Origin of the sequence: Diaphorobacter sp. JS3050, assembly GCF_013154915.1 — a bacterium.
GTDB lineage: Bacteria > Pseudomonadota > Gammaproteobacteria > Burkholderiales > Burkholderiaceae_C > Diaphorobacter > Diaphorobacter nitroreducens.
In genome coordinates this window covers 2,203,223-2,227,763 of record NZ_CP053553.1, presented here as the reverse complement: position 1 = coordinate 2,227,763, position 24,541 = coordinate 2,203,223, and the positions used below count along the sequence as shown (strand labels likewise).

24 protein-coding genes are annotated in these 24,541 nt (G+C 66.7%); 9 read left to right on the top strand and 15 right to left on the bottom strand.

All coding sequences use genetic code 11. The features are described from left to right. The first annotated feature begins 130 nt into the window (after positions 1–130). The gene (locus HND92_RS10760; RefSeq protein WP_015913245.1) at positions 131–835 is read left to right on the top strand and encodes a YebC/PmpR family DNA-binding transcriptional regulator; all 705 of its coding nucleotides are present in this window, start codon (positions 131–133) and stop codon (positions 833–835) included. A gap of 91 nt (positions 836–926) precedes the next feature. Here the strand turns inward: HND92_RS10760 and HND92_RS10755 are convergent, their stop codons facing one another. Beyond that, on the bottom strand, positions 927–1,628 hold the full coding sequence (locus tag HND92_RS10755; protein WP_088886844.1) for a glutathione binding-like protein: 702 nt from the start codon (positions 1,626–1,628) through the stop codon (positions 927–929). 72 nt (positions 1,629–1,700) lie between these two features. Continuing rightward, positions 1,701–3,209: a helicase HerA-like domain-containing protein gene (locus HND92_RS10750; RefSeq protein WP_172206960.1), complete on the bottom strand. Its 1,509-nt coding sequence runs from the start codon at positions 3,207–3,209 to the stop codon at positions 1,701–1,703. 70 nt (positions 3,210–3,279) lie between these two features. Between HND92_RS10750 and HND92_RS10745 the strand changes: the two genes are divergently transcribed. Beyond that, positions 3,280–3,999 (top strand): YebC/PmpR family DNA-binding transcriptional regulator, encoded by a 720-nt coding sequence (locus HND92_RS10745; protein ID WP_011805149.1) that lies wholly within the window; start codon positions 3,280–3,282, stop codon positions 3,997–3,999. Positions 4,000–4,149: 150 nt separating this feature from the next. Here HND92_RS10745 and HND92_RS10740 read toward each other — a convergent pair whose 3' ends face one another. Further along, entirely contained in the window at positions 4,150–5,238 is a 1,089-nt protein-coding gene (locus HND92_RS10740; protein WP_011803559.1) for an IS5-like element ISDisp1 family transposase, read from the bottom strand. A 107-nt stretch (positions 5,239–5,345) separates the two neighbouring features. Here HND92_RS10740 and purD point away from each other — a divergent pair, with 107 nt between their 5' ends. The 5 genes from purD to HND92_RS10715 all read left to right on the top strand — a co-directional run bounded on the left by purD (position 5,346) and on the right by HND92_RS10715 (position 9,789). Continuing rightward, positions 5,346–6,632: a phosphoribosylamine--glycine ligase gene (gene purD / locus HND92_RS10735; RefSeq protein WP_011805150.1), complete on the top strand. Its 1,287-nt coding sequence runs from the start codon at positions 5,346–5,348 to the stop codon at positions 6,630–6,632. After that, complete coding sequence (gene hemF / locus HND92_RS10730; RefSeq protein ID WP_172206958.1) at positions 6,629–7,633, top strand: oxygen-dependent coproporphyrinogen oxidase; 1,005 nt, start codon at positions 6,629–6,631, stop codon at positions 7,631–7,633. Before purD ends, hemF begins: the two co-directional genes overlap by 4 nt. A gap of 170 nt (positions 7,634–7,803) precedes the next feature. Further along, the gene (gene rsfS, locus HND92_RS10725) at positions 7,804–8,628 is read left to right on the top strand and encodes a ribosome silencing factor (protein WP_172206956.1); all 825 of its coding nucleotides are present in this window, start codon (positions 7,804–7,806) and stop codon (positions 8,626–8,628) included. A gap of 15 nt (positions 8,629–8,643) precedes the next feature. Beyond that, positions 8,644–9,111, top strand: coding sequence for a 23S rRNA (pseudouridine(1915)-N(3))-methyltransferase RlmH (rlmH, locus tag HND92_RS10720; RefSeq protein WP_011805153.1), 468 nt, complete (start codon positions 8,644–8,646; stop codon positions 9,109–9,111). 51 nt (positions 9,112–9,162) lie between these two features. Then, on the top strand, positions 9,163–9,789 hold the full coding sequence (locus HND92_RS10715; protein ID WP_172206954.1) for a nucleoside triphosphate pyrophosphatase: 627 nt from the start codon (positions 9,163–9,165) through the stop codon (positions 9,787–9,789). A 27-nt stretch (positions 9,790–9,816) separates the two neighbouring features. On the opposite strand, the gene HND92_RS10710 is transcribed toward HND92_RS10715, so the two are convergent. The 9 genes from HND92_RS10710 to HND92_RS10670 are packed head-to-tail and all read right to left on the bottom strand — an operon-like array spanning position 9,817 to position 18,841. Then, a complete protein-coding gene (locus HND92_RS10710; RefSeq protein WP_172206952.1) occupies positions 9,817–10,581 on the bottom strand; it encodes a Crp/Fnr family transcriptional regulator in 765 nt (254 codons plus the stop codon). 53 nt (positions 10,582–10,634) lie between these two features. After that, positions 10,635–12,335: a cytochrome D1 domain-containing protein gene (locus HND92_RS10705; protein ID WP_231403411.1), complete on the bottom strand. Its 1,701-nt coding sequence runs from the start codon at positions 12,333–12,335 to the stop codon at positions 10,635–10,637. Then, on the bottom strand, positions 12,328–13,548 hold the full coding sequence (gene nirJ, locus HND92_RS10700; RefSeq protein WP_172206950.1) for a heme d1 biosynthesis radical SAM protein NirJ: 1,221 nt from the start codon (positions 13,546–13,548) through the stop codon (positions 12,328–12,330). The genes HND92_RS10705 and nirJ overlap by 8 nt, the downstream gene beginning before the upstream one ends. A 2-nt stretch (positions 13,549–13,550) precedes the next feature. Further along, a complete protein-coding gene (locus HND92_RS10695) occupies positions 13,551–14,033 on the bottom strand; it encodes an AsnC family transcriptional regulator (RefSeq protein WP_011805158.1) in 483 nt (160 codons plus the stop codon). Then, complete coding sequence (locus HND92_RS10690; RefSeq protein WP_047351201.1) at positions 14,023–14,505, bottom strand: Lrp/AsnC family transcriptional regulator; 483 nt, start codon at positions 14,503–14,505, stop codon at positions 14,023–14,025. The genes HND92_RS10695 and HND92_RS10690 overlap by 11 nt, the downstream gene beginning before the upstream one ends. Beyond that, entirely contained in the window at positions 14,492–15,538 is a 1,047-nt protein-coding gene (locus HND92_RS10685) for an Lrp/AsnC family transcriptional regulator (protein WP_172206948.1), read from the bottom strand. The genes HND92_RS10690 and HND92_RS10685 overlap by 14 nt, the downstream gene beginning before the upstream one ends. 3 nt (positions 15,539–15,541) lie before the next feature. Further along, positions 15,542–16,756 (bottom strand): cytochrome D1 domain-containing protein, encoded by a 1,215-nt coding sequence (locus tag HND92_RS10680; RefSeq protein ID WP_011805161.1) that lies wholly within the window; start codon positions 16,754–16,756, stop codon positions 15,542–15,544. Next, positions 16,753–17,097, bottom strand: coding sequence for a cytochrome c (locus HND92_RS10675; RefSeq protein WP_172206946.1), 345 nt, complete (start codon positions 17,095–17,097; stop codon positions 16,753–16,755). Before HND92_RS10675 ends, HND92_RS10680 begins: the two co-directional genes overlap by 4 nt. 19 nt (positions 17,098–17,116) lie before the next feature. Further along, entirely contained in the window at positions 17,117–18,841 is a 1,725-nt protein-coding gene (locus HND92_RS10670; RefSeq protein ID WP_011805163.1) for a nitrite reductase, read from the bottom strand. A 210-nt stretch (positions 18,842–19,051) separates the two neighbouring features. Here HND92_RS10670 and cobA point away from each other — a divergent pair, with 210 nt between their 5' ends. Both cobA and rng read left to right on the top strand, forming a co-directional pair. After that, the gene (gene cobA, locus HND92_RS10665) at positions 19,052–19,876 is read left to right on the top strand and encodes a uroporphyrinogen-III C-methyltransferase (protein WP_172209267.1); all 825 of its coding nucleotides are present in this window, start codon (positions 19,052–19,054) and stop codon (positions 19,874–19,876) included. 76 nt (positions 19,877–19,952) lie between these two features. Beyond that, the gene (gene rng / locus HND92_RS10660; protein WP_172206944.1) at positions 19,953–21,440 is read left to right on the top strand and encodes a ribonuclease G; all 1,488 of its coding nucleotides are present in this window, start codon (positions 19,953–19,955) and stop codon (positions 21,438–21,440) included. A gap of 404 nt (positions 21,441–21,844) precedes the next feature. Here rng and HND92_RS10655 read toward each other — a convergent pair whose 3' ends face one another. From HND92_RS10655 to HND92_RS10645, 3 genes are all read right to left on the bottom strand, one after another. Continuing rightward, positions 21,845–22,996 carry a pyridoxal phosphate-dependent aminotransferase gene (locus HND92_RS10655; protein ID WP_172206943.1) on the bottom strand — a complete coding sequence of 384 codons (1,152 nt, stop codon included), beginning with the start codon at positions 22,994–22,996 and terminating at the stop codon, positions 21,845–21,847. Between the two features lie 140 nt (positions 22,997–23,136). Continuing rightward, positions 23,137–24,078: a CysB family HTH-type transcriptional regulator gene (locus HND92_RS10650; RefSeq protein WP_047351197.1), complete on the bottom strand. Its 942-nt coding sequence runs from the start codon at positions 24,076–24,078 to the stop codon at positions 23,137–23,139. 74 nt (positions 24,079–24,152) lie between these two features. Next, positions 24,153–24,536, bottom strand: a complete 384-nt coding sequence (locus HND92_RS10645; protein WP_011805168.1) for a sirohydrochlorin chelatase — start codon at positions 24,534–24,536, stop codon at positions 24,153–24,155. Positions 24,537–24,541: the final 5 nt, after the last annotated feature.

Below are 24,541 nucleotides of genomic sequence, written 5' to 3'. Positions count from 1 at the left end.
GCCATCTCGCGCGGCGCCACCGGCAGGCGCCCCTTTGTCGCGGTCCAGTCGGTCTGGCGGCGAGGTATACACTTTGCCGCTGCGGCGCAGGCCGCATTTTTTGTTGGCTCCAAGCAAAGGAATCGCAGCCATGGGCGCGCAATGGAAGGCAAAGGGCAAGGCGCTGGTCGCCGATGCCAAGGGCAGGCTTTTTGGAAAGCTGGTCAAGGAAATCATCGTCGCCGCGCGCGCGGGGGCCGACCCGGCCGGCAATTCGCGCCTGCGCCTGGCCATCGAGGCGGCGCGCAAGGCGTCCATGCCCAAGGACACGCTGGAGCGTGCCATCAAGAAGGGTTCGGGCGTGGGGGGTGACGCGGTGAACTACGAGCGCGTGATCTACGAGGGCTTTGCCCCGCACCAGGTGCCGGTGATGGTGGAGTGCCTGACCGACAACGTGAACCGCACGGCGCCCGAGATGCGCGTGTGCTTTCGCAAGGGGCAGATGAGCGCCGTGGCCTGGGACTTCGACCACGTGGGCATGATCGAGGGCGAGCCCGAGCAAGCCGGCGCCGATGCGGAACTGGCCGCCATCGAGGCCGGTGCCCAGGACTTCGAGCCCGGCGAGGAAGAGGGCCAGACCCTGTTCCTGACCGACCCTTCGGACCTGGATGCGGTGGCCAAGGCATTGCCGGGCTTCGGCTTCAAGGTGCTGTCGGTCAAGCTGGGCTACAAGGCCAAGAACCCGGTGAGCATGGCCAGCCTTTCGCCCGAGGCGCAGGAGGAAGTGCAGGCCTTCCTGGCGGGCATCGAGAACAACGACGACGTGCAGAACGTGTTCGTGGGGCTCGTGGACTGATGCGCGCCATGCACCGTGCCGCCAAGGCCCCCGTCCACCCACGAAAAAGCCGCTGAACAGCGGCTTTTTTTCATGGCGCCTCGGTGCTTGGTTAGCGGCGCACGGTGCCGGCGTCCTGGCCGAAGAGGATCTTCTTGGCCGCCTCGTCCACCGTGGGCGCGGTATTGATGGTCTGTGCCAGCGCGTAGGCGCGGCCGGTGGCGGGCCGTGCCTGGATGCGCTCGAACCAGGCCCGCAGGTGCGGGAAATCCGCCAGGTCCTGGCGCTGCCTCTCATGCGGCACGATCCAGGGGTAGCAGGCCATGTCGGCAATGGAATAGTCCCCTGCAATGTAGTCGCGCCCGTCGGCCAGGTGCTTGTCCAGCACGCCGTACAGGCGCGCGGTTTCCTTCACGTAGCGGTCGATGGCGTAGGGCACGGGCTCGGGCGCGTACTGCGTGAAGTGGTGGTTCTGCCCGGCCATGGGCCCCAGGCCGCCCATCTGCCAGAACAGCCACTGCAGCGCCTCGTTGCGCCCGCGCAGGTCCTGCGGGATGAACCGGCCGGTCTTGTCGGCCAGGTACAGCAGGATGGCGCCGGACTCGAACACCGACAGCGGCGCGCCGCCATCCGCGGGCGCCTGGTCCACGATGGCGGGGATGCGGTTGTTGGGCGCGATGCGCAGAAAGTCCGGCGCGAACTGCTCGCCCCGGCCGATGTTCACCGGGTGCACGCGGTAGGGCAGGCCGCTTTCTTCCAGGAAGAGGGTGATCTTGTGGCCGTTGGGCGTGGTCCAGTAGTACAGGTCGATCATCGGATGCTCCTTAAATAATAGCTGTTAGCGCTTGATAGACGGGCGCTGGAGCTGAATTTGGCTTGGAACGCCTCAGCGCTTCCTGCCGCCGAAGATGCCGCCCAGCACGCCGCGCAGTATTTCCTTGCCCAGGCTGGTGCCCATGGTGCGTACGGCCGACTTGGCCATGGTCTGCACCAGGCCGTCGCGCTTGCCGCCGCGCGGCCCGGTGCTGCCGAACAGCACGTCGTTCAGGCCGCCCATGAGGCCGCTGTCGCTCTGCGCCGTGCCGTTGGCGGGGGCGCTGGGGGCATTGCTGGCAGCCTGCTCGGCGCGGCCGCGCAGCTTCTCGTAGGCGGATTCGCGGTCCACGGCCTGCTCGTAGGTGCCCGCGACGAGCGATCCGCCGATGAGTGCGCGGCGCTGCACGTCGGTGATGGGGCCGATCTGGCTGCCGGGCGGCAGCACGTACACGCGCTCGGTCTCGCTGGGGCGGCCCTTGGCGTCGAGGAAGCTCACCAGCGCCTCGCCCACGGCCAGCTCGGTGATGGCGGCCTCGATGTCCAGGCCCGCCTTGGGGCGCATGGTGGTGGCCGTGGCCTTCACGGCCTTCTGGTCGCGTGGGGTGAAGGCGCGCAGCGCGTGCTGCACGCGGTTGCCCAGCTGGGCCAGCACGCTGTCGGGGATGTCCAGCGGGTTCTGGGTGACGAAATACACGCCGACCCCCTTGGAACGCACCAGGCGCACCACCAGTTCGATACGCTCCACGAGCACCTTGGGCGCCTCGTTGAACAGCAGGTGGGCCTCATCGAAGAAGAACACCAGCTTGGGCTTTTCGGGGTCGCCGATCTCGGGCAGCTGTTCGAACAGCTCCGACAGCATCCACAGAAGGAACGTGGCGTACAGGCGCGGCGAATTCATGAGCTTGTCGGCCGCCAGGATGTTGACCACGCCGCGCCCGTCCACGGTCTGCATGAAGTCCTGGATGTTGAGCATGGGCTCGCCAAAGAACTGGTCGCCGCCCTGCGTCTCGATCTGCAGCAGCCCGCGCTGGATGGCGCCCACGCTGGCCGTGGAGATGTTGCCGTACTCGGTGGTGAACTCCTTGGCGTTGTCGCCCACGTAGGTGAGCATGGCGCGTAGGTCCTTCAGGTCCAGCAGCAGCAGGCCGTTGTCGTCCGCGATCTTGAACACCAGGTTGAGCACGCCCAGCTGGGTTTCGTTCAGGTTCAGCATGCGCCCCAGCAAGAGCGGCCCCATGTCCGAGATGGTCGCGCGCACGGGGTGGCCCTGCGTGCCGAAAACATCCCACAGCGTGGTGGGGCAGGCCGTGGGCTCGGGCGCGGCCAAGCCGCGGTCGGCCAGCGTCTTGCCCAGCTTCTCGCCAATGGTGCCCTTTTGGCTGATGCCGGTGAGATCGCCCTTCACGTCGGCCATGAACACCGGCACGCCGATGCGCGAGAACTGCTCGGCCAGCGTCTGCAGCGTCACGGTCTTGCCGGTGCCGGTGGCGCCGGTGATCAGGCCGTGCCGGTTGGCCAGGCCCGGCAGCAGGTGGCATTGCGTGGAATCACGCTGTGCAATCAGGAGAGGTTCGGACATGGCGGTAGTGATGGGGTGAGTCAAAAGTAAAATCGCGGCCGCAAGATTAAATCAATCAAAGGACGCTGCAGTGGCAGGACACAGTAAATGGGCCAACATCCAGCACCGCAAGGGGCGCCAGGATGAAAAGCGCGGAAAGATCTGGACCCGCATCATTCGTGAAATCACCGTCGCGGCGCGCACGGGTGGCGGCGACCCCTCGGCCAACCCGCGTCTGCGCCTGGCCATCGACAAGGCCAAGGCCGCCAACATGCCGGCCGACCGCATCAAGTACAACATCGACAAGGCCTCGGGCACGCTGGAAGGCGTGAGCTACGAGGAAATCCGCTACGAGGGCTACGGCATCGGCGGCGCCGCGATCATCGTGGACACCATGACCGACAACCGCGTGCGCACCGTGGCCGAAGTGCGCCACGCCTTCAGCAAGTACGGCGGCAACATGGGCACGGAAGGCTCCGTGGCCTTTCAGTTCAAGAACGTGGGCCAGATCATCTTCGCCCCCGGCACCAGCGAGGACAAGGTCATGGAAGTGGCCCTGGAGGCGGGCGCCGAGGACGTGATCACCGATGATGAGGGTGCCATCGAGGTGCTGACCGCGCCCGGCGATTTCGAGGCGGTGCGCGATGCGCTGGGGGCTGCGGGCCTTCAGCCGGAGGTGGCCGAGGTCACCATGCGCCCCGAGAACACCATCGCCCTGGAGGGCGACGATGTCGCGCGCATGCAAAAGCTCCTGGACATGATCGAAGACCTCGACGATGTGCAAGAGGTCTACCACAACGCAGAGCTCTAGCAGGCCGTTGAAAAAGTGCTTTTCGAACGCATCAGGGACGCTGAGTGCGAAGACACGAGCTGCCCAGACGCGTCTGCGCAGCGATTGCAACGGCCCATCTGGCCGGTTTGCAGGCCCTCCCGCCCATTTCGGGCGCACGTATCCCTGGGCTCACGCATGATGCGCGTCCCACCAGCCGCCGATGCTGCCCATTCGCACAAGGTTGTAGGTGGCAAAGCACAGCAGCGCCTGGCCCGTGAGCTTGGCCTGACCGATCAGCTTGGTCTTTGCCAGACCACCGACGGTCTTGATCCAGCCAAAGGCCTCTTCGATGCGCTTGCGCACCTTCAGGCTGGTCTTGTAGCCCTCGTGCCGTGTCACTCGCGCATCCACCGCCGAGTGTTTGTCCTTGGCCGCCACGTGGGGCGTGACTTTGAGCTTTCTGCAGCCTTTGATGAAGGCCTTGCTGTCGTAGCCCTTGTCGGCACCGACCGTGGCCCGTTTGTTCCTGTTGCCCCGACGCTCCAACATGGCCAGCGCCGCCTCGCGCTCGGCCGTGCCGCTGGCGTGGGTGATCTCGACATCCACGATCAGCCCGTTGCGGTTCTCCATGAGGATGTGCCCCATGTGGCACAGGCGGGATTTGTCGCCCTGGCTCTTCTTGAACAGCCGGGCATCGGCGTCCGTGGTGCTCTCGTGGGTGTCGTTGCAGCGCTCCTGCCCCTTGAAGTCCACCTCGGGGTTGCGCCCAGGCGGCGTGCCGCTGTCGTCGTCTTTGCGCTTGAAGCTCTTGTGCGAGGCCCAGGCGTCAATGAGCGTGCCGTCCACGCTGAAGTGCTCGTCGCTGGCGAGCTTGCCCCACTGGGCACTGAGCTTGACGCGCTCGAAGAAGGCGCGGGCGAGGTCTTCGTTGAACAGACGTTCGCGGTTGGCGCTGAAAGTGGAGTGGTCCCAGACCTTGTCTTCGATGTTCAGGCCCACGAACCAGCGGTACAGCAGGTTGTAGTTGATCGCTTCGACCAACTGGCGCTCGCTGCGGATGGAGAACAGGATCTGCAGCAGCAAGGCCTTGAGCAGCATCTCCGGTGGCACCGATGGGCGGCCACGGCGGGCGTACACCGCTTCGAACTCGCGGTTCATGGTTGCCAGCAGCGCATCAACCACCGCGCGCAACTTGCGCAGCGGGTGTGCCTGCGGCACGCGCTCTTCAAGGCTGATGTAGCTGAACATCGCCCCCTGGAAATCTTGACTGCCTCTCATCGTCCTCGTCTGGGTCGTTCACCGATGGCTTCAGATCGTAGCGGCCAACGCGGGCGTCGGCGGGGGATTTTTCAACGGCCTGCTAGGAACTTGAGCACCGACACCCTATGAAAATCCTAGTCATTGGCGGCGGCGGCCGGGAACACGCACTGGCCTGGAAGCTGAGCCAGTCCCCCAAGACCTCCAAGGTGTACGTGGCGCCCGGCAACGGCGGCACGGCGCTGTCGCCAAAGTATGAGAACGTGCCCATCAGCGACGTGACGGCCCTGCGCGAGTGGGCGCAGGCGCAGAAGATCGCGCTCACCGTGGTCGGCCCCGAGGCACCGCTGGCCGCTGGCGTGGTGGACGAGTTCCGTACCCACGGCCTGCGCATCTTCGGCCCCACGCAGGCTGCCGCGCAACTGGAAAGCTCCAAGGCCTTCTCCAAGGCTTTCATGAAGCGCCACGGCATCCCCACGGCCGAGTACGAGACCTTCACCGACCCGCAGGCCGCGCATGCCTACGTGGACCGTCTGGGCGCACCCATCGTCATCAAGGCCGACGGCCTGGCGGCGGGCAAGGGCGTGGTGGTAGCCATGACGCTGCAGGAGGCCCACGACGCCGTGGACTTCATGCTGGTGGACAACAAGTACGGCGTCGCCCACAACGAAGGCGGCGCCCGCGTGGTGATCGAGCAGTTCCTCGAAGGTGAGGAAGCCTCGTTCATCGTGCTGTGCGACGGCAAGAACGTCCTGGCGCTGGCCACCAGCCAGGACCACAAGCGCCTGAAGGATGGCGACCAAGGCCCCAACACCGGTGGCATGGGCGCGTATTCGCCTGCGCCGGTGGTCACGGCCGACGTGCATGCGCGCGCCATGCGCGAGGTGATCCTGCCCACCATCCGTGGCATGGAAAAAGACGGCATCCCCTACACGGGCTTTCTGTATGCCGGCCTGATGATCGACGCGACGGGCCATCCCAAAACGCTGGAGTTCAACTGCCGCATGGGCGACCCCGAGACACAGCCCATCCTCATGCGCCTCAAGAGCGACCTGGTGGAGGTGCTGGGGGCGGCCGTGGACGGCAAGCTCGACCAGGTGGAACTGCAGTGGGATCGCCGCACGGCGCTGGGCGTGGTGATGGCTGCCCAGGGCTACCCCGAGAACCCGCGCAAGGGCGATGCCATCACCGGCCTGCCGCAGGACGCGGACGACGCCATGGTCTTCCACGCCGGCACACAGCTCGTGGACGGCGTGGTGCGGACCAGTGGCGGGCGCGTGCTGTGCGTGACGGCGCTGGCCGACAGCGTCAAGCAGGCACAGCAGCGTGTGTATGACGTGGCGCGCGGCATTCACTTTGACGGCGCGCAGTACCGCCACGACATTGGCCACCGCGCGGTGAAGGCCAACGGATGACCACACAAAAACCCACCTTCAACACGGCGGACACCGTGGCCCGCGTGCGCGGCTATCTGGAGGGCCTGCAGGCGCGCATCACCAGCGCGCTGGAGGACATCGAGGGGCCGCAAAGCCAGGGCGGGGCGCGCTTTCGGTCCGATGCCTGGCGGCGCGAAAGCGGGTCTGCACTGCAGGGCGACGGCATCACGCGCATCCTGGAAGGTGGGCGCGTGTTCGAGCGCGCGGGCTGCGGCTTCTCGCACGTGAGCGGGCCGCGCCTGCCGCCCTCGGCCACGCAGCACCGGCCGGAGCTGGCGGGCGCGCCGTTCGAGGCCATGGGCGTGTCGCTGGTGTTTCACCCGCGCAACCCCTATGTGCCCACGGTGCACATGAACGTGCGCATGATCGCAGCCGGCACAGGTGCGGCTGGCACAGGTGCGGCTGGCACAGGTGCGGCAGGTCAGGCAGGCCAGGGTCCCATCTGCTGGTTCGGCGGCGGCATGGACCTCACGCCGTACTACGGTTTCGACGAGGATGCGGTGCACTTTCACCGTGCCTGCCGCGATGCGCTCGCACCCTTCGGCGAAGGCCTGTACCCGCGCTTCAAGACCTGGTGCGACGAGTACTTCTACCTTAAGCACCGCAATGAGCAGCGCGGCGTGGGCGGCATCTTCTTTGACGACTTCGCGGAGCCGGGCTTCGAGCAGAGCCTGGCCATGACGCAGAGCGTGGGCGATGCCTTCCTGCGCGCCTACCTGCCCATCGTGCAGCGGCGCATGCACATGGACCATGGCGAGCGCGAACGCGAGTTCCAGCTCTACCGGCGTGGCCGCTATGTGGAGTTCAACCTGGTGTGGGACCGCGGCACGCACTTCGGCCTGCAGTCGGGTGGGCGCACGGAATCCATCCTGCTGTCCATGCCGCCGCTGGCGGCCTGGTCCTACCAGCGCGAGCCGCAGCCGGGTTCGCCCGAGGCGCTGTTGACCGAGCGCTTTCTGCAGCGCCGCGACTGGATCTGAGTGTGTGAGCGCGGGTAACTATAATTTCAATAGCTGCCTGCGCTTGACTATCAAGCACCAGACCCGTTTTTGATATCTGAAACATGCCCTGACAACCGCTCCGCGCCCCCCTTGGCCGTGGCGGTGCTTGCAGGCTATATTGATTCCATTCCTTCACTGAAGACCACCTGATGACCACTTCCAGCAAATCGGAAACCGCCGCCAAGAAAGACGTCACCAAGCTCCAGCGCGCCATCGTCGATGGCCTGGAAGACGTCAAGGCGCAAGACATCCAGGTCTTCAACACCGAGCATCTCTCGCCGCTGTTCGAGCGCGTGGTCGTCGCCACCGGCAGCTCCAACCGCCAGACCAAGGCGCTGGCCGCCAGCGTGCGCGACGCCGTGCGCAAGGCCGGGTTCCCCAAGCCGCGCAGCGAGGGCGAGGACAACGGCGAATGGATCATCGTGGACTGCGGCCAGGCCGTGGTGCATGTCATGCAGCCCGCCATCCGCCAGTACTACCGGCTGGAGGAGATCTGGGGCGAGAAGCCCGTGCGCCTGAAGCTGGGCGCTGCCAAGCCGCGCAAGATCATGGCCTCGGAAGGCGACGACGAGGCGCCCGCGCGCAAGCCGGCTGCCAAGAAGGCAGCAGCCAAGCCCGCCACGAAGTCCGCAGCTGGCCAGAAGCCGGCCAAGGCGGCAGCTCCCGCAGCGGCCAAACCGACAGCGAAATCCGCAGTGAAGCCAGCATCCAAGCCCGCTGCCAAGCCCGCGAGCAAGGCACAGAAGGCACCGGTCAAGGCCGCATCCAAACCCGCAGCAAAGAAGACCACGGCAAAGCCCGTGGCGGCGAAGAAGCCAGCCATCAAGAACGCGGTGAAGACCGTCGTGGTGAACAAGCCTGTGGCCAAGAAGGCACCCGCCAAGGCCGCCGCTACCACCACGGCACGCAAGCCGGTCGCCAAATCCACCGGCAAGGCTGTCGCGAAGAAGGCCCCCGCACGCAAGAAGGCCTGAGCCTTGCGCTGACCCATGAAGCTGCTGATCGTGGCCGTGGGCCAGCGGGTTCCCGACTGGGCGCAGACGGCCTATGACGACTATGCCAAGCGATTCCCGCCCGAGCTGAAGGTCGAGCTCAAAGCCGTCAAGACCGAGCCGCGCGGCTCCAAGACGCTGGAGACGCTCTATGCTGCCGAGCGCGAGCGTATCGAAGCGGCCATCCCGCGTGGCACCCGTGTGGTGGTGCTGGACGAGCGCGGCACGGGCCTCACCACCAAGGCCCTGGCCCAGCGGCTGAAGGACTGGCAGCTCGGGGGGGACGACGTGGCCCTGGTCATCGGCGGCCCCGACGGCCTAGACCCGGCCTTTCGCCAGGCGGCGCACGAGCGCATCCGCCTGTCCGACCTGACCCTGCCGCATGCCATGGTGCGCGTGTTGCTCATCGAGCAGCTCTACCGTGCCTGGTCGGTGAATGCCGGGCACCCGTACCATCGCGAATAACTTCAGATTTGATAGCTGCTCGCGCTTTCTGGTCGGGCGCTGGAGGCCCATTTGACTCAAGAACACCGCTTCATCTACCTGGCCTCCCAGAGCCCGCGGCGCCGCCAGTTGCTGGAGCAGTTGGGGGTGCGCCATGAGCTGCTGCTGCCCAACGCGGCGGGGGACGAGGCCGAGGATGCCGAGGCCATCGAAGCCGTGCTGCCTGGTGAGGCGCCCACGACCTATGTCGAGCGGGTGACGGGGCTCAAGCTGGACGCTGCCGTGGCGCGCCATGCGCGGCGCGGGCTGTCGCCAGCGCCCATTCTGTGCTCCGACACCACCGTGGCCCTGGGTCGCACCATCTACGGCAAGCCCGAGGATGCGCACGACGCGGTGCGTATGTTGGGGGAGTTGGCGGGGCATGAACACCGCGTATTGACGGCCGTCGCGCTGCAGGTGGGTCCCCGACGCCTCACGGCGCTGTCAGTCTCGCGCGTGCGCTTTGTGCCCATGTCGCGGGCGCAGATCGAGGACTACGTGGCTACGGGCGAGCCGCTGGGCAAGGCGGGCGCCTATGCGATCCAGGGGCGCGCCGCCGCCTATGTGGAGCACCTGTCGGGCAGTTACTCCGGCATCATGGGCCTGCCCATGTATGAGACGGCGCGCCTGCTGCGCGCGGCGGGCGTGCTGGCCGTCTAGGCGCAGCCTGTCAGGCCCGGAGCCTGGTTACATCGGGTATTTGGCCAGGCGCGCCGTATCCGGGATGTGGATGTCGCGCTTGTCGATGTGGATCAGGCCGGCGGCCTCCAGGTCGTGCAGTACGCGAGAGAAATACTCGGGCGTGATCGACAGCCGCGAAGCGATGGTGGCCTTGCTCACCGGCAGCGAGATGCTGCGCGCGCTGGCTGGCGGCGCGGGAGCAACGGACTGCAGTGCCGCGCGGGCCGGGCATTGCGGAGGCACAGGCGCGGTAGGGGGATGAGGCGCGTCCTCGGGCAGGGCGTGCAGCAGGTAGCCGATCACGCGCTGCGCGCCGTTGTGCAGCGTATAGGTCTGCACGTCATGCACCAGGCCGTGCAGGCGGCGCGAGATGCCGGCGAGCATGCGCATGGCAAAGCGCGGCTCGCTCTCGATCTCGCGCACCACGGCCGCCTTGCCTACAGAGAGCAGCAGGGTATCGGTCAGGGCCTGGGCGTTCACGATATAGGGACGATCGGTAAACATCAGCGCCTCGGCGAAGCTGATGCCGGGGCCGGCAAGCTCGATCACCTTCTCCTGCCCCGCTGGCGACAGTGCAAACAGCTTCACCTGCCCCATTACGGTGACGTGGAATTCCTCGCAGGGCATGCCAACGCTGAACACCATCTCGCCGCGCGCATAGCGGCGTAGCCGGCAGCCCGTGCCCAGGCGTTCCAGCTCCTGGGGTGCCATTTCCTGGAACAGGGGCAGTGCCGCAAGGTAGCGCGGTATGTCGAAGTGCGCGATGTCCATGCGCGCATTACAGGGGATACCCCTAGGCTTTGACTTGATCTACCCCAAATCGTTCAGTGCGATGTGCCCTCACTGCGGGTGATCTTGTTCCAGACGTTGTATTTCCCCACGGGCTTTTTCATGGGCAGGCGCTTGACTTCCTTGAAGCTGGCGGCGTCGTAGACCACCAGTGCGCCGTCCATTTCCCAGACACTGGCGAGGGCGTAGCGGCCATCGCGGGTGAACTCGATGTGCGCCAGCGTCTTGCCGGGCTCGCGCACCTGGGCCACCGGCTGCAGCGTGCGCTTGTCGATGATGGTCAGAGTGTCCTTGGCCGTGGGGCTCATCATGGAGTCGGTCCAGGCGTAGGGCGTGTCCTCATGGCTGCGCATGAAGAAACCCGGGCCGGGCGTGGCGATGGTGCGTACCGTCTTCCAGGTCTGCATGTCGATGACGTCCACGGCCCCGCCGCCCAGATTTGGGCTGGCCAGCACGGTGGTGTCGCCCCAGGCGAAGGTGATGCCCGAGCCCAGGTGCGGCATGCCGGCGATGGGCAGATCGGCCACCTTGCGCCGGATGTCCAGGTTCACGACCTGTGCGCTTGCGCGTTCGTCGGCGCCACTGCGCGGGCGCGTGGCGCCGAGTACGTGGCGGTAGGACTGGTCGAAGAAGAAGTCGTCCAGCGGCTCGCTCAGGGGGGTGCGCCGCACGCCCAGGTAGCCGGGCTTGGCGATGGCCTCTCCCATCTTGTAGTCGTGCACCAGACCATCGTAGATGGGGGCCGCGTTCCGGTCGTACGAGATTTCCCAGAGCTCGGGGATGTCCTTGAGCGCCACCACGAAGCTCTTGCGCGGCGTGGCGTCGTACACGGCCGAAACGCGTGAACTCGCCTTGCCGTCGAGCGTGGCTGCGGCGTATGTCTGCACGAGGTTCAGATCGGCATCGAACAGCGCCAGCGTGTGGGGCAGGTAGTTGGCGGCCATCACCCAGCGCCCGTCGCCGCTCACGGCCACGTTGCGCATGTTCAGGCCCGCGCGTACCTCGGCCACCACGCGCAGGCGCCACAGGTCGTATTTGGTGATCCAGCCGTCGCGCGAACCGAAGAACACGTAGCGCCCGTCCGGCGTGAACTTGGGGCCGCCATGCAGCGCATAGCGGCTGGCAAAGCGCGTGATGACCTCGAAGCGGTCGCCGTCGAGCAGCGAGACATGGTGGTCGCCTCCTTCCACGACGAGGAAGAGGTTCATCGGGTCCGCATTCCACTTCGGCTTGGCGGGCTCATCGTCGGGCACGGGCGTGAACGTGCGCGACGCCCGGATATCGTCCTCGCCCCAGCGCGGCGCGGGCACCACGGGGGTACGTACCCACGCGGCCAGGGCGCGAATCTCCGCGTCGCCCAACTGCTCGGAGAACCCGGGCATCTGGGTGGCGGGGCGCCCTTGCTGGATGACGCGCAACACCTCGGCGGGGCGCACACGCTCCAGGCTCTCGGGCAGCAGTGCGGGGCCCATGATGCCGGTGCGCTGCGCGCCGTGGCATACAGCGCAGTGCTGCTGGTACAGAGCGGGGGCGTTGGGCTGGAGGGCTTCGGTGGTTTGGGCGTGCAGGCCCGTGAGCCAGAACAGACCCAAGGCCGCCAGATAACGGCTCGGTCCAGACCAGCGGCTGCCGCGCAAGGGCCGCTTCGCCGCGGCGGTATCCACCTTTTTCGCGATAGCGCAGAGAAGGGGGAAGCGGCGTAGCCGCTCAGGGAAAGGTGTTTCTAGTTTACGCATGGGCAATCTCGATCGTGCGACGGCGCTCATGCTTGGCGGGGGACTCGAAGGGCGTGCTGGAGGCGCCCACTTCGGCATCGGAGAGGTAGCAGCCGGGGTCCTCGAACCAGGGGTTGCCCGTGAGCTGCTGTGCGCGCACGCGGGTGTTGCCATTGCAGATCGTGAGGTACTGGCAACTGGCGCAGCGGCCCTGGACAGGGCGCGGGTGCTGCTTGAGCCCCGCCATGAGCGGGTCGCTGATGTCGTTCCAGATCTGCGAGAAGGGGCGTTCGCGCACGCTGCCCAGGTCGTGGTGCCACCACATGGTGTCGGGGTGCACATGGCCCAGATTGTCGATATTGGCCACCATCTGGCCGCTGGCATTGCCGCCCCAGGCCACCAGGCGCTGGCGCAAGGCGTCTTCCCATTGCGGCAGGTGCTCGCGCGCCCATTGCAGTAAATAGGGGCCGTCGGCATCGTTGTTGCCGCTCACGTAGTCGTCCAGGCTGCCGGCCTGGGCATCGGCCCAGGCGTGGTTGAACAGCAGGTCCATGGCCTGGCGTGTGGCCTGGTGGTGCGCGTCCTTGTCGCGGTGGATGTTGCCACGCCCCGCGTAGTTCAGGTGCGAGAAGTAGAACTTGTTGGCGCCCTCGTCCTTCATGAGCTGCAGCAGTGCGGGCAGATCGTGTGCATTCAGCGCTGTCATGGTGAAGCGCAGGCCCACCTTGACGTTGTGCGTGGCCAGGTGGCGGATGGCGGCCAGGCTGCGGTCGAACGCACCGTCCAGACGGCGGAACTTGTCGTGCGTGGGCTTCAGGCCATCCAGGCTGATGCCCACGTAGTCGAAGCCTGCGCCCGCGATGCGCGCGGCCATGGGCGCGTCGATCAGCGTGCCGTTGGTCGAAAGGCCGGTATAGAAGCCCAGGTCACGCGCGCGCGCCGCGATCTCGAAGAGGTCGGGGCGCAGCAGTGGCTCGCCGCCCGAGAGGATGAGCGCCGGCACGCCGAAGGCCTTGAGGTCGTCCATGACGGTGTACACCTCTTGCAACGACAGTTCTCCAGCGTAGTCGTGGTCGGCCGAGAGCGCGTAGCAGTGCTTGCAGGTGAGGTTGCAGCGCCGGATCAGGTTCCAGATGACCACGGGGCCGCGCGCGTGCCGTTCGCGCGAAGTGGGGTAGGTTCCGGTGGCTTGGGCCTGGGCGAGTTCACGCAGGTACTGGCTGATGCGAAACATGGTCAGTCTTCCTTGAGGCGCAGGCCGGTCTTCTTGAGGATGGCCGTGGAGTACAGGATGTCGTGGGCGCGGCAGGCATCGCCCAGCAGGCCGGCAATCTGCTCGGCCTGTTGCTCGACATGCGCGCGGCTGGGGCCATGCAGCATGGCAAACAGGTTGTAGGGCCAGTGGGGCAGGTGGCGCGGGCGGCGGTAGCAGTGGCTCACGCCCGGCAGCGCGGCGACTTGGCGGCCCAGCGCGGCGACCTGGGTATCGTCCACGTCCCACACGCTCATGCCGTTGGCCGTGTAGCCCAGGCGGTAATGGTTGGGCACCGCACCGATGCGGCGCACCAGGCCCTCGTCGATCATCCGGGCCAGGCGCTCGCGCACCTGCTCGCCAGGCACGCCCAGCATGGCGCCCACGGCTTCGTAGGGGCGCGCCACCAGCGGCAGCCCGCCCTGCGTGGCGGCGATCAGCGCACGGTCGAAGGCATCAAGCGCCATGGCGTTCTCCGGTGGACTGCGCTGGCAGGGGCGGCAGGCGCAACTCCACGAAATACTCTTCTTCCTTGGGAAAAGCATAGACCGGCAGGCCAGTCGCGGCTTCGATGCGTGCCAGGGTCTCGCGCGCCAGCGCGGGGGACTCGGCCGCCACCACGAACCACATGTTCAGCGCATGCTCGCGGCGGTAGTTGTGTGCCACCTCGGTGAAGGCGTTGACGGCAGCGCACACGGCGTCAAAACGATCCTCGGGCACAGCCATGGCCGCGAGGACGAATTGGCCGCCTGCGCGTTCGATCTGGAAGAGCGGGCCGAAGCGCGTGAGCACCCCCTGGGCGAGCAGGCGGTGCAGGCGTTCGATGACCTGCTCTTCGGTCCAGCCGATGTCGGCAGCGACGGCGGCGAAAGGGTGGTCCACCAGCGGAAAGCCGCCGTGCAGGTGGTCGATCAGCCGAGCGTCTTCAGGGGAGAGCATCGACGGCCTCCTGCATGGGTTCGGGAATGGCATGGGGCGCATGGTGGGCAAACCGCCGCGCACCCGTCTGTTTGAAGCGCCGTAACGAAAACAGCACGGCGCTGGGGCAAGTGGCCAGGCCCGCCTGGGCCACGGCCTGCGCCAGCTGGGTATGCACCGCTGCGCGGTCGCGCCCATGCACCATGCAGTACAGGTTGTAGCGCCAGTCCGGCGTGCGCGCACGGCGGTACGCCAGCGTTACGCCGTGCGCATGGGCCAGGGCCATGCCGTGGGTGTCCACGTGGTCGTCCGGCACGTCGAACACGGCCATGGCATTCGCTGTGTAGCCCAGTTCATGGTGACGCACCACCACGCCGAAGCGGCTGAGCAGCCCTTCGTCCTGCCAGCGGGCAATGGTGGCCAGCACGGCGGGCGTGCTGCTGTGAAGCTGGTCGGCCCATACGTCATAGGGCCGCTCGGTCAGCGGCAGGCCCTGCTCGGCCAGCGCGGCCAGGGGCCAGTCTTCGGGTGCCAGGGGGGTGCGTGCGCGGCCCGTGGGGCCCGTGGTGCCGACGCCGTCCCCCACGCCTGCGGAAGTCCTCTCCAGGTCGAAGGCGGTGTCGATGCGGTAGGGGCGCAGCATGGGCAGGCGCTGCACGGGCAGGCCGGTGGTGTGCTCGATGGACTGGAGCAGGCGCTCCACCTGGTCCGCGTCATGGCCGGTGGACACGAACCAGAGGTTGGTGGTGTGCTCGCGCTCGTAGTTGTGGTTGACGCCCGGGTGGGCCGACACCGTGGCGGCCACGTCGTCGAGCCGCTCGGGGGGCACGGCCATGGCGGCCAGCAGGGAGGCGCCCCCCGCGCCCGGCGCAAACACTGCGCCGATGCGGCTGAGCGCGCCCGCCTGCCACAACCGTGCGTAGCCGCTGAGCACGGCCTCGGCATCCATCCCCAGGCTGTGGCCGATGGCCGCGAAGGGTTCGGCGCACAAGGGAAAGCCGCGCTGCCAGTGGTTGAGCAGCGCGAGGTGGGTTGCGTTCTGGCTGCTCGGCATGGCTTAGAACCCCATGCGCTGTGCGCGGGCAGTGAAGAAGATGCCGCTGGGGGCGTCCACGTCCAGCCTGGCTTGGGACTGCAAGGTGTGCGTGTCGTAGACCTGAACGCGGTTGTCGTCACGGCAGCTGATCCAGACCGATTCGCCGCGCGGCGTGAATTCCATGTGCAGCACGGCCTTGCCGGGCTCCAGCGTCTGCACCACGCGCTGGCTCGGAGTGTCGATGACCTGCACGCGGTTGTAGTCTGGCACAGAGAAGTTGACCCACACCTGACGTCCGTCGGGCCGCGCCATCACGAACACCGGCTGGCCCGCGACCGGAATGCGGCCGACCTCGGCCCAGGTGGCGGTGTCGACAACCAGCACCTCATGGCGGCCAATGGCCGGCAGATAGGCATGGCCTCCCGCGATGGCCCAGCCGCGCAGATGGGGCATTTTGTACACCGGCAGCGGTTGCTGGCCGCGGCCGTAGCCTGCGAGGATGCGGCGCACGCGCGGCGGGTTGTCCCAGAGGTCCACCATGGCCAGGCCGTCTTCACCGAACAGGCCGGCGATGTAGTGGCGTCCGTTGGGCGAGACCAGCGCGTCGTAGGGCTGGCGGCCGATGTTGGGGATGGTGGTGACCTGCGGCTTTCGGGGGTTGGAGCAGTCGGCGATGCAGATGGCGTTCGCGTCGAACAGGCTGTAGATGAACCGGCGCTGCGGCAGGTCGGCCAGGCCGACGACGCGCGAGCGTTCGCCACTGGCCGTGTGGGCGGGAAGGTCGGCCAGCAACTCAAGGGTGGCGGCGTCGAAGACCTTGACGCCGCCGGGCGTGTAGTTCTGCGCCACGACCAGGCTGCCGTCGGCGCTGATGGCGCCACCGATGGAGTTGCCGGCCTGCATCACGCGGCCCGTGATGCGCTGGGTGAGCAGGTCTACCTGGGTCAGGCCGCCGTCGCGGCCGAAGACGTAGGCAAAGCGCTCATCACGCGAGAACACCACCGAGGCGTGCGACAGGTCGCCCAGGCCGGTAACGCGGCCCACGGCTTCGCGCCGGCTGGTGTTGATCAGGGTGAGTGCGCCCTTGGCGCGCTCGATGACCACGCCCAGATCGCCCGTGCCCTGCAGCGTGGCTGCAGGAGCGGCGGAGGTGGAGGTGGTGGAAGAGGGAGCCGCACAGCCCGTGGCAATCAGGGGTGCACTGGCGGTAAGGGAGAGCAGGGCACGCCGTTTCATGGGGCGGACCTCCTGTTTTCTTCGGGGAACCCATTGGTCAGCTGTTCGGCGATCCACAGGGCCTCGCTTCCCTGCAGCATGGCGCTCCAGGGCGGCATGGGTGTTCCGGGGATGCCGTGGGTGATGACGGCAGCCAAATACTCGGGCGGCTTGCCGGCCAGGGACTCGCGGGTGAGCGCGGGACCCAGGCCGCCCGTCAGGCGCATGCCATGGCACGAACCGCAGTCCTGCCGCACCATGCGCACGAGCTGGGCGGCTCGGTCAGGGTCGGGCGTGCCCTGTGCGCCGGCCGCCGAAGCGGCCAATGCCAGGGCCAGGGACAGGAACGCGGTGCGTGACATGGCTGGCCTTCGAAGTGCGTCAATAGACGTCGTGCTGGGTGTTGTACACGTTGAAGTGGCCGGTCGGCGTGATCAGGCGCGGGTCCTTGATCACGGACTTCAGCTTGAGCGTCTTGTCGTCCACGACGACCAGCGCACTTTGCTTGTCCTTGGCCGACCACACGGCGAACCACACTTCGTCACCTGCCTTGTTGTACTCAGGCTGGGTCACGCGCTTGGCGCCGCCGTCATCGGGCAGACCTGCCCATTCGGCGATCGGCAGCGTGACGTAGCCCTTGTCCAGGTTGTTGATGTCGAACACCACCACGGCTTGCGAAACCTTGGGATCAGGATTCAGCGGTGCGTCGGACCACAGGTGCTTGGACTTGGGATGGGTCTTGATGAACAGCGCTCCGCCGCCCGGGCCCTTGAGCTTGGCCACTTCCTTGAAGGCGTATTGCTTGTTCTTCTGCGGGTCGGTGCCGATCAGCGAGATGGTCTCGTCGCCCAGGTGACCCGTGGCCCACACCGGACCGTACTTGGGGTGCGTGAAGTTGGCGCCGCGGCCGGGGTGGGGGATCTTGCCCACTTCGGTCAGACCGGCCAGCTTGCCGTCCTTGGCGTCGATCGCAGCAATCTTGTTGCTGTTGTTGGCAGCCACCATGAAGTAGCGCTTGGATGCATCCCAGCCACCGTCATGCAGGAAGGGAGCCGAGCCGATCTCGGTGGTCTTCAGCGCATTCAGGTTGGAGTAGTCCACCATCATCGTCTTGCCGGTTTCCTTCACGTTCACCAGGAACTCGGGCTTGTAGTGCGATGCCACGATGGAAGCCACGCGCGGCTCGGGGTGGTATTCCTGCGTGCCGACGACCATGCCGCGGGTGGACACGATCTTCAGGGGCTCCAGGGTGTTGCCGTCCATGATGGTGTACTGGGGAGGCCAGTATGCACCGGCGATCGCCAGCTTGTCCTCATAGCCCTTGAACTTGGAGGTGTCCACCGAGCGTGCTTCCAGGCCCACGCGGATTTCAGCCACGTTGTCGGGCTTTTCCATCCACAGGTCGATCATGTTGATCTTGGCGTCGCGGCCGATCACGAACAGATAACGCCCCGAAGCCGACATGCGCGAGATGTGCACCGCGTAGCCGGTCTTGACGATGTTGATGATCTGCTTGGTGTCGCCATCGATCAGCGCCACTTCGCCCGTGTCGCGCAGCGTGGTGGAGAAGATGTTGTCCAAGTTGTACTTGTTCATCTTCTTCTTGGGACGCTGGTCTGGCGGCACGATGACCTTCCAGGTGTTCTTGGCGTCGGCCAGACTCCACTCGGGCGGTGTGGGAGGGTCCTGCTGAATGTAGCGGGCCATCAGGTCCACGGTCGCCTCGTCGAATTCGCCGGACGTCTGCCAGTTGGGCATGCCGGCAGGCGAGCCGTAGGCGATGAAGACCTTGAGGTAGTCCGTGCCCTTGGGCAGGGTCACGTCCGGTGTGAGCGGCTTGCCCGTGGCGCCCTTGCGCAGCACGCCGTGGCAGCCCGCGCAACGCTCGAAGTAAATCTGGCGTGCGCGGTCGAACTCGGCCTGCGTCATCTTGGGTGCCTTGGGGTTCGTGCTCTGGTACATGGGCACTTCCGCCAGCGGCGATCCGCCTGCCTGGTAGTTTTTCTCGGCCTCCGAGACTGGCTTGGCGTCCTGCGCCATAGCGGTGGCAGACACCAGGGTGGCGGCCGCTAATGCGACCAGCCTGGCGATCCTCTTTGCTGTCATTGTGGGTCCTCTGCGTCACGGATCAGCGCTTGGGTGGGCCCTGGCGGCTGCCACGGCCACTCTCGCGAGGTCGCTGTCCATCCCCTCTTCATGCGAGTGGGAGCATCGTCGCAGCGGGTGTTGCCGCTGTCCTTGAACTGGTTCAAGGACGCAAACGGTGCAGCCTTTGAACAATGGAGCCACCCCATGATCCGCAAAGGAGAGGCCCATATGAGCTTCATTGAAGATGCGCGCTGGTTCACCGTGGCACCCGCAGCAGGAGAGTCCGGACAGCCCCCGAAGCCTGGACACGTGACGCTGGTGGGCGCAGGCCCGGGCGACCCTGAGTTGCTCACGCTGCGCGCCGTCAAGGCCCTGCGCGGCGCGCGCCTGGTGCTCTACGACCACCTGGTCGGCAAGGAGGTGCTGCGCTACGTGGCCGAGGATGCCGACCTGATCTACGTGGGCAAGCAGTCCTCGCACCACACGCTGCCGCAGGAATCGATCATTGACCTCATGGTGCGCCTGGCGCGCAGCGGGCGCAGCCTGGTGCGTCTGAAAGGCGGCGATGGCTTCATCTTCGGCCGTGGCGGCGAAGAGGTGCAGGCGCTGGCCGAGGCCGGTATCGCGTTCGACGTGGTGCCGGGCATCACGGCCGCGCAGGGTGCGGGCGCCTGCGCTGGCATCCCGCTCACGCACCGTGACCACTCCGCGACCCTGGTGTTTGCCACCGGCCACCTGCGCGGCGACAACGAAGTGGCGCTGGACTGGGAGGCGCTGGCACGCCCGCGCCAAACCGTGGTGATCTACATGGGGATGGGCACGCTGCCGATCATCTGCCGCGAACTGGTGCGCCACGGCCTGCCGGACCGCACCCCCGCAGCGCTGGTGGAGCAAGCCTCGCTGCCCGGGCAGCGCTGCATCACCGGCACGCTGCAGGACCTGCCCGCGCTGGCGCAGCAGCACCGCGTGCGTCCCCCGGCGCTCATCATCGTGGGCGACGTGGTGGCGCTGCAGCCGCAACTCATGCAGGGCATGCTGGCGACGATGGTGTGACGGGCGCCGGCCGCCGGTAGGGCGGCGGGCAGCGCTGGTTCTGAGGCATCATGGGCGCCTCATCTGGCAAAAGCCCATGCAACAAGACATCCTCATCAACTGGTCGCCGCAGGAAACGCGCGTGGCCGTGGTCGAAAACGGCGCCGTGCAGGAACTGCACGTGGAGCGCACGCTGGAGCGGGGCCTGGTCGGCAACGTGTACCTGGGCAAGGTCTCGCGCGTGCTGCCGGGCATGCAATCGGCCTTCATCGACATCGGGCTGGAGCGAGCGGCCTTTCTGCATGTGGCGGACGTGTGGCACCGCCAGGAAGGCGGCGAGGCGCCGATGTTCGCGCGCAAGAACGAACCGCCCGTGCCCATCGAGAAGCAGGTCTTCGAGGGCCAGGCGCTCATGGTGCAGGTCATCAAGGACCCCATCGGCAGCAAGGGCGCACGCCTGTCCACGCAGATCAGCATCGCCGGGCGGTTGCTGGTCTTCCTGCCGCAGGACGACCATGTGGGCGTGTCGCAGAAGATTCCCCAGGCCGAGCGCGACGCCTTGCGCACGCGGTTGCAGAAGCTGGTGGATGACCAGGCATCGGGCAGCGGCGGCGGCTTCATTTTGCGCACCAATGGTGAGGACGCCAGCGACGAAGAGCTGGCCGAAGACATCGCCTACCTGCGCAAGACCTGGGCAGGCATCCGGCAGGCAGCGCTGACGCATCCGCCCACCTCACTGCTGTACCAGGACCTGAGCCTGCTGCAGCGTGTGCTGCGCGACCTGGCGGGCGAGCAAACGCAGAGCATCCGCATCGATTCGCGCGAGCAGTTCGTGGCGCTGAAGGCGTTCGGCAATGAATTCATGCCTGCGGCCGCCGCCAAGCTGCAGCTGTACAAGGGCGAGCGCCCCATATTCGATCTGTATTCCATCGACGAGGAGATCGCCCTGGCGCTGGGCCGGCGCGTGCAGCTCAAGTCGGGCGGCTACCTCATCGTGGACCAGACCGAGGCGCTGACCACCATCGACGTGAACACCGGCGGCTACGTGGGCGCGCGCAACTTCGACGACACCATCTTCAAGACCAACCTGGAGGCCGCGGGCGCCATCGCGCGGCAGTTGCGCCTGCGCAACCTGGGCGGCATCGTCATTGCCGACTTCATCGACATGCTGCGCGAGGACCACCAGGCCGCGGTGTTGGCGGAGTTCCGCAAGCAGCTCGCGCGCGACCGGGTCAAGACCATGGTGGGCGGTTTTTCGCAACTGGGCCTGGTGGAGATGACGCGCAAGCGCACGCGCGAATCGCTGGCGCACATGCTGTGCGAGCCGTGCCCCACGTGCCAGGGCGCGGGCCAGGTGAAGACCGCGCGCAGTGTGTGTTACGACATCCTGCGCGAGGTGCTGCGCGAGGCGCGCCAGTTCAATCCACGCGAGTTCCGCGTGGTGGCGTCCCCGCGCGTGGTGGAGCTGTTCCTGGACGAGGAGAGCCAGCACCTGGCGGGCCTGTCGGACTTCATTGGCAAGCCGATCTCCCTGCAGGCCGAAAGCGCCATGGGCCAGGCGCAGTACGACATCGTGCTGTTGTGAGTTGAGGTCAAATTGGCCTTTGGCGCTTGTGGGGCGGGCGCTGGCAGCTATCAAAAACATACCAACGTCGTGAGCCAGGGTGCGCCGCGTCTGTCGCCCGTGCCGGTCGACGGCGGAAAGGTCGAGGTGAATGCGGGCCCCTCTCGTGCGCCTCAGGTCTTCCGGCGTTGGCGGGCGGGCAATGGTGGCATCCGCCGTACTGCTCCACGGCTTGCTCGGCTGCGCGGCGCAGTGGCGCGACTTTCCGCGGCACCTGTGTGCCACACGGGTGTCACAGGTGCAGGCCCGCGCCATGCGCTACGTCGCTCGCCGTCGATTGCGTGCGCCAGGAGGCAACGCTCCTGGGTGCTATTGAATGATGAGCTGCTGGCGCTTGCTGGATAAGCGCGGCGGCCTGTTTTGGCTTAAAGCTTGCGCAGGCGTTCGATGGCCGCACGCAGCGTTTCGTCCTTCTTGGCGAAGCAAAAGCGCACCACGCGCTGGTCGAAGCCGTCGCCATAGAAGGCCGACAGGGGAATGGCGGCCACGCCGATCTCGCGCGTGAGCCATTGGCAGAAGTCCGCTTCGTTCAGGTCGCTCACGGCCGAGATGTCCACGCACTGGAAGTAGCTGCCGGTGCTGGGCAGCAGCTTGAGGCGCGAGCCCTCCAGCCCCTGGCGGAACAGGTCGCGCTTGGCCTGGTAGAAGGCCGGCAGCTGCAGGTAAGGCGCGGGGTTCTGCAAATAGTCCGCGAGGCCGTACTGCATGGGTGTGTTCACGGTGAACACATTGAACTGGTGCACCTTGCGGAACTCCGCCGTCATGGCGGCCGGGGCGGCCACCGTGCCCACCTTCCAACCCGTGACGTGGAAGGTTTTGCCGAAGCTGGAGACGATGAAGGCGCGTTCCGCGAGGCCCGCGAAGCGCGCGGCGCTCTGGTGCTCGGCGCCGTCGAAGACCATGTGCTCGTACACCTCGTCGCTGATCAGGAGCATGTCCGTGGGGGCCAGCAGTTCCTCCAGCGTGCGCATGTCGTCGGCCGTCCACACGGTGGCGCTGGGGTTGTGCGGCGTGTTGATGATCAAGAGGCGCGTGCGCGGCGTGATGGCCGCCGCGATCTTGGCAAAGTCAGGGCGGAAGCTGCCCGGCGTGAGCGGCACCCGGACCACGACGCCGCCGGCCAGTGCGATGTTGGGCACGTAACTGTCGTAGCAGGGCTCCAGCACGATCACCTCGTCGCCTGGCTGCACGCAGGCGAGGATGGCGGTGAGAATGGCTTGGGTCGCCCCGGCTGTGATGGTGATTTCGGCGTTGGGGCAATACGGGCGAGCGTGAAGCGCTTCAATTTTTGAAGCAACGGCCTGTCGCAGCGCGGGCACGCCGGCCATGGGAGGGTACTGGTTGTGGCCGGCCTGCATGGCGCGCGTGACGGCGTCGACCAGTTGCGGGTCGCAGTGGAAGTCAGGAAAGCCCTGGCCGAGGTTCACGGCCTGGTGTTCGGCCGCCAGCGCGGACATCACGGTGAAGATGGTGGTGCCCACGTTGGGCAGGCGGCTGGGAAAGTGGGGCGTGGTCATTGGGTGTCACTCATTCAAAACTGGCGCAACGCGTGGCGTTCCGACGGCCGCATGCTTTGCGAACACGGGTCTTGGGGCGGGCTTGCCCAGGCCGCTGGCGTCGTCCCCATGCGGGAAGCCTCAAAGCGGCTCAGGGCGCATCACAGCTCATAGTCGTTGACGTGCCCGGTCATGGCGCGGGCGATCAGGTCGCGGCTCAGGCGGTCGCTCAGCAGCTCGGCGAACTTGTAGACGAAGTTGCGCAGGTAGGCGCCGCGCTTGAAAGCCACGCGCGCCACGCTCTGACCGAACAGATGGCCGACGGGGCGCACGACGAGGTCGCCCAGCGGGTCGTCGCGCATCGCCATCTCCGCCACGATGCCGATGCCCAGCCCCAGGCGCACGTAGGTCTTGATCACGTCGGAGTCGATGGCCTCCAGCACGATGCGCGGCTGCAGCTTGCGGGTGGCGAAGGCCTGGTCGATCTTGCCGCGCCCGGTGAATGAGGGGTGGTAGGTGATGAGCGACTCGTGCGCGATGTCCTCCAGTCCCACGCGCTCCTTTTGCGCCAGCGGATGGCTGGGTGGCAGCACCAGGACGTGCTGCCACTCGTAGCAGGGCAGGGTGACGAGGTCGGGATACTCCGCCAGCGACTCCGTGGCCATGCCGATCTCGGCCACTTCGTCGATCACCATGCGCGCCACCTCGTGAGGCGTGGCCTGGTGCAGGCTGATGTTGACCTTGGGATACGCCTCGCGCAGCTTGGCCACCGGTACGGGCAGCACATAACGCGCCTGGGTGTGGGTGGTGGCAATGGCGAGGGTGCCGCTGTCCTGGGCGCTGTACTGCTCGCCGATGCGTTTGAGGTTGCCCACCTCGCGCATGATGAGTTCGATGCTCTTGAGCACGTGCTGGCCGGGCTCGGTCACGCGCTTGAGCCGCTTGCCGTGGCGCGCGAAGATGTCCACGCCCAACTCGTCCTCCAGCTCAATGATCGCCTTGGATACCCCCGGCTGCGAGGTGTGCAGTGCCTTGGCGGCCTCGGTGAGGTTGAGGTTGCGGCGCGCCGCCTCTTGAACGAAGCGAAACTGGTGCAGATTCATATTGAAATGCGGCTAAGAAGTCGCATCATTATGCTGCATCAATCTAACGGCGGGCGCGAAAGGTGCAGATATCGTTACGGCACCAATACTTCGGCGGCAATGCGCGCCATCAGGGCCGTCATGCGTTCGTCCTCGCCGATGGGAGGGCTGAGGTGCAGGCGCATCTGTGGAAACGCCTGGGACAGCTCCTCGACCATGCGGGGGAGATCTTCGCGCGCATGCCGCCCGGTGCCGAGGAACATGGGCACGATGCCCACCTGGGTGATGCCCTGCGCCGCCATCGCGGCAACCGTTGAAGGCAGGTCGGGCGCGCACAGCTCCAGGTAGGCGCAGCGCACTTCCAGCGCGGGCTGCTCGGCGCGCATGCGCGCGAGCACCGCCTCCATGGGCAGGCGCCACAGGGGGTCGCGGGAGCCGTGTGCGAACAGCACGATGCCGTTGGTACTAGGGTTCGTCATGGGTC

Coding starts and splice junctions, on each gene's coding strand:
- HND92_RS10760 (WP_015913245.1), top strand. CDS start 131: ATGGGCGCGCAATGGAAGGCAAAGGGCAAGGCGCTGGTCGCCGATGCC.
- HND92_RS10755 (WP_088886844.1), bottom strand. CDS start 1,628: ATGATCGACCTGTACTACTGGACCACGCCCAACGGCCACAAGATCACC.
- HND92_RS10750 (WP_172206960.1), bottom strand. CDS start 3,209: ATGTCCGAACCTCTCCTGATTGCACAGCGTGATTCCACGCAATGCCAC.
- HND92_RS10740 (WP_011803559.1), bottom strand. CDS start 5,238: ATGAGAGGCAGTCAAGATTTCCAGGGGGCGATGTTCAGCTACATCAGC.
- purD (WP_011805150.1), top strand. CDS start 5,346: ATGAAAATCCTAGTCATTGGCGGCGGCGGCCGGGAACACGCACTGGCC.
- hemF (WP_172206958.1), top strand. CDS start 6,629: ATGACCACACAAAAACCCACCTTCAACACGGCGGACACCGTGGCCCGC.
- rsfS (WP_172206956.1), top strand. CDS start 7,804: ATGACCACTTCCAGCAAATCGGAAACCGCCGCCAAGAAAGACGTCACC.
- rlmH (WP_011805153.1), top strand. CDS start 8,644: ATGAAGCTGCTGATCGTGGCCGTGGGCCAGCGGGTTCCCGACTGGGCG.
- HND92_RS10710 (WP_172206952.1), bottom strand. CDS start 10,581: ATGGACATCGCGCACTTCGACATACCGCGCTACCTTGCGGCACTGCCC.
- HND92_RS10705 (WP_231403411.1), bottom strand. CDS start 12,335: ATGCGTAAACTAGAAACACCTTTCCCTGAGCGGCTACGCCGCTTCCCC.
- nirJ (WP_172206950.1), bottom strand. CDS start 13,548: ATGTTTCGCATCAGCCAGTACCTGCGTGAACTCGCCCAGGCCCAAGCC.
- HND92_RS10695 (WP_011805158.1), bottom strand. CDS start 14,033: ATGGCGCTTGATGCCTTCGACCGTGCGCTGATCGCCGCCACGCAGGGC.
- HND92_RS10690 (WP_047351201.1), bottom strand. CDS start 14,505: ATGCTCTCCCCTGAAGACGCTCGGCTGATCGACCACCTGCACGGCGGC.
- HND92_RS10685 (WP_172206948.1), bottom strand. CDS start 15,538: ATGCCGAGCAGCCAGAACGCAACCCACCTCGCGCTGCTCAACCACTGG.
- HND92_RS10680 (WP_011805161.1), bottom strand. CDS start 16,756: ATGAAACGGCGTGCCCTGCTCTCCCTTACCGCCAGTGCACCCCTGATT.
- HND92_RS10675 (WP_172206946.1), bottom strand. CDS start 17,097: ATGTCACGCACCGCGTTCCTGTCCCTGGCCCTGGCATTGGCCGCTTCG.
- HND92_RS10670 (WP_011805163.1), bottom strand. CDS start 18,841: ATGACAGCAAAGAGGATCGCCAGGCTGGTCGCATTAGCGGCCGCCACC.
- cobA (WP_172209267.1), top strand. CDS start 19,052: ATGAGCTTCATTGAAGATGCGCGCTGGTTCACCGTGGCACCCGCAGCA.
- rng (WP_172206944.1), top strand. CDS start 19,953: ATGCAACAAGACATCCTCATCAACTGGTCGCCGCAGGAAACGCGCGTG.
- HND92_RS10655 (WP_172206943.1), bottom strand. CDS start 22,996: ATGACCACGCCCCACTTTCCCAGCCGCCTGCCCAACGTGGGCACCACC.
- HND92_RS10650 (WP_047351197.1), bottom strand. CDS start 24,078: ATGAATCTGCACCAGTTTCGCTTCGTTCAAGAGGCGGCGCGCCGCAAC.
- HND92_RS10645 (WP_011805168.1), bottom strand. CDS start 24,536: ATGACGAACCCTAGTACCAACGGCATCGTGCTGTTCGCACACGGCTCC.